Source organism: Shinella sp., from assembly GCF_052438155.1.
Lineage (GTDB): Bacteria > Pseudomonadota > Alphaproteobacteria > Rhizobiales > Rhizobiaceae > Shinella.
The window spans coordinates 1-2,902 of record NZ_JBQVPI010000091.1; the positions used below are offsets into that span (position 1 = coordinate 1).

A 2,902-nucleotide genomic window follows, 5' to 3' on the forward strand; every position below is an offset into this window, starting at 1 on the left:
GTCCGGGGGAATGTCAGAGGCCATTCCCCCGGAAAGACCGGGAAGGCTTCGCCCAAGGGGGCTTCCCCTTCGGGAAACGGGAAAAACAGGAGACAGACAATGAACATCTACACCGAGACCGCCCGTTTCGACACCGGCCGCGCCCTGACCGAAACCGAAATGCGCCGTATCGCGCCGTCGATCTTTGCCGTGACCGCCCATGAGAGCCGGTCCGAGCGTTTCAAACCCATCCCGACCATCGAGGTCTTGCGCGGCCTCATGAACGAGGGTTTCATGCCGGTCGGCGCCAAGCAGTCCCGCAGCCGCACCGAAGGCAAGGCCGATTTCACCAAGCACCTTATTCGAATGCGCCGTGTCGATGACGGCAAGGTCTATAATGTCGGTGATACCGTCTGCGAAATCCTCCTGAAGAACGCCAATGATGGAACCAGCGCCTACGAATTGATGGCCGGGCTTTTCCGGGTGCGGTGCCTCAATTCCCTCGTGACGCAGACCGGCACCATCGACGCCATCAAGGTCCGCCATTCCGGCGACGTGCAGCACAAGGTCATCGAGGGAACCTATCGCGTTCTCGGCGAGGCCGAACGCACCCTTGCCGCTCCGCAGGATTGGTCGACCATGCGCGTGAACCCCGAGGAGGCGAGAATTCTTGCAGATGCCGCCCATGTTCTCCGCTTCGGAGACAATGAAGGTGAGGCGACGACGCCAATCAAGCCGGAGCAGTTGCTTGTCCCGCGCCGCCACGACGACCGCGCCAACGATCTGTGGACGACGTGGAACGTGGTGCAGGAGAACGCCATCAAGGGCGGTTTGCGCGGGGTCGGTCGCGACGACCTTGGCAGACCGCGCCGCGTGAAGTCCCGCGCCGTCAACGGGATTGATCAGGATATCAAGCTCAACAAGGCCCTGTGGTTGCTGGGCGAAAGGATGGCCGCGCTAAAGACGTGAGCAGACCGACCTATTATTCATACAGGGACGCCCGGCCGAAAGGTCGGGCGGTCTTTTTGCGTTTTTGGAACCGCGAGACTGTCAGCGCCGGTGGCCGTATGCCTGCCCCTCACCGCGTCGAGCGGCGCGGGCCAGGACGAGGGGTGCCCCAAAGCCCCATCCCTCGAACTCCCTTCCCGCCCCTCAGGCTGGTGAGTTTTGGCTTGCGGCCCAGATATCAGGCCGCCACGCCTCGATAAGTGCCTCGATCTCCGATCGATACTCTTCGGGATAGAATGCCTGGGATTGGCGACCGAGGCAGATGAACATCGTTCCCATGTCGGCGGCAATCGCCTGATCGACGCCGAAGAGGTCCGCCAGATCGAAACCGCCGAGGCTATCGGCGTTCCACCATGCCAGGATAAACGCCGCCACGCGCCGGGACTGCCCGGTGTCGCTCCTCGCGATCTTCAGCAGGCGCTCGAAGGCTGCGCGTTCATGGTCGGACATTGCCATGTCATTTCCCTTCCTGTCGGTTCGCGCCCATAACGTGTACGGGCGGAAACTGATACTGCGCTCAACTCAATTCCTGGGCGAGCCCGATCAGCAGCCCTTCAGGCCCGCGGATGTAGCAGAGCCGATAAACGTCCTTATAGTCGACGACTTCGCCGACGAGCTGCGCGCCGTACGTGTGCAACCGTTCGAGGGTCTCGCCGATGTCATCGACGGTAAACATGGCCCGGAGATAACCCAGAGCGTTGACCGGGGCAGTTCGGTGATCTTCGATAACGGCTGGTCTGAGGAAGCGGGAGAGTTCGAGGCGGCTGTGGCCATCGGGCGTCCGCATCATGGCGATCTCGACATGCTGGTCGCCGAGACCAGTGACGCGCCCGGCCCACTCGCCCTCGATCATGGCCCGCCCTTCCAGCTCGAGGCCGAGTTCGACAAAGAAATCGATCGTGGCATCGAGGTCTTCGACCACGATTCCGACATTGTCCATCCGCTTCAGCGCCATGGTGCCGATCTCCCAGGTGTCGTTGCAACCTATATGCGGTCACTTGGCCGAGCAACGGCGCCCGCGGAAAACCTCCAGCCATCCAGGCGAAGAGATGACAGGTGGCCATTTTGACGATGTCGGTGAGCGGGTGTAATCTGGCTGTATATCGTTAGGAGCCTCAGCCATGCGTCTTGGAGTGCTCGTAGCCGGCCTGATCATGGCCCTGATCCCCACCTTGGCGGATGCCCACAACTGCAAATGCCGAAATCGCGGCGTCATGTTCAAGCTCGGCGAAACATCCTGCCTTCGTGTCGACGGCGGTTCTTATCTCGCGCGCTGCGAGATGAAGCTGAACGTCTCCTCCTGGACCAAGCTTCAGGAAGGTTGCCCCGTGACCGAACGGGTGCTGCCGCGACCGACGCTGGTTAACTGATCGCTGCAGCAGGCGGCGTCAGGTTCCTGGCTGCAGGTGCGACGAGCCCTCGCCTATCGTTTCGATGACCGCGTACTCCTTGATGATGGCGGCAAAACTGTCATTCAGCAAAACCATAATCGCGGCGGCCGTCATCGGAACGGTTTCGATCCTTTCCAGGCAGAGCGGACTATCGTCGGGATCGCGACCGGCCAGCAGATCAGCACGCAATTCAGCAGCGCCTGTCTCGCTATGTCCCTGTCCTGGAAGAAATAGGGTGGCACGGAAGGATCGTTCCAGCGATGCTCGTCGAGGTGCTACTTGCCGGTCACGGTGTAGAGGATGAGGGTTGGCGCCGTCTCCATGCATTTCTCCTTCAGCGAATAATCCTTGTCGGATCGGAGCGTAGCTACAGGATTGACGCCGGCAACTCGTAGAAATGCGAGTTGGGCCACCGCCCGTTCCGGTCGGCCGCGCTCTATGCCGATGGCACGAAGCCAGCCTGCGGCCGTCTCCGCCGATCCCGGTAACGATCGCTTGTCCAGTCGGTGGCTACGCCCCCGGCA

At 61.4% G+C, this 2,902-nt stretch carries 6 protein-coding genes; 2 read left to right on the forward strand and 4 right to left on the reverse strand.

The window, feature by feature from the left end; translation table 11 throughout:
• Positions 1–99 precede the first annotated feature (99 nt).
• Positions 100–948, forward strand: coding sequence for a DUF932 domain-containing protein (locus ACT6VE_RS34620; protein WP_444802631.1), 849 nt, complete (start codon positions 100–102; stop codon positions 946–948).
• Positions 949–1,131: 183 nt separating this feature from the next.
• On the opposite strand, the gene ACT6VE_RS34625 is transcribed toward ACT6VE_RS34620, so the two are convergent.
• Together ACT6VE_RS34625 and ACT6VE_RS34630 are read right to left on the reverse strand one after the other, a co-directional pair.
• Positions 1,132–1,443, reverse strand: coding sequence for a DUF7673 family protein (locus ACT6VE_RS34625; protein ID WP_444802632.1), 312 nt, complete (start codon positions 1,441–1,443; stop codon positions 1,132–1,134).
• A 61-nt stretch (positions 1,444–1,504) separates the two neighbouring features.
• Entirely contained in the window at positions 1,505–1,942 is a 438-nt protein-coding gene (locus ACT6VE_RS34630; RefSeq protein WP_444802633.1) for a VOC family protein, read from the reverse strand.
• 166 nt (positions 1,943–2,108) lie between these two features.
• On the opposite strand from ACT6VE_RS34630, the gene ACT6VE_RS34635 reads away from it, so the two are divergent.
• Positions 2,109–2,357: a hypothetical protein gene (locus tag ACT6VE_RS34635; protein WP_444802634.1), complete on the forward strand. Its 249-nt coding sequence runs from the start codon at positions 2,109–2,111 to the stop codon at positions 2,355–2,357.
• A gap of 18 nt (positions 2,358–2,375) precedes the next feature.
• Here ACT6VE_RS34635 and ACT6VE_RS34640 read toward each other — a convergent pair whose 3' ends face one another.
• Complete coding sequence (locus ACT6VE_RS34640) at positions 2,376–2,567, reverse strand: hypothetical protein (RefSeq protein WP_444802635.1); 192 nt, start codon at positions 2,565–2,567, stop codon at positions 2,376–2,378.
• A gap of 86 nt (positions 2,568–2,653) precedes the next feature.
• Positions 2,654–2,902, reverse strand: a 249-nt coding sequence (locus ACT6VE_RS34645; RefSeq protein ID WP_444802636.1) for a hypothetical protein, incomplete at its 5' end; no start/stop codon positions are given.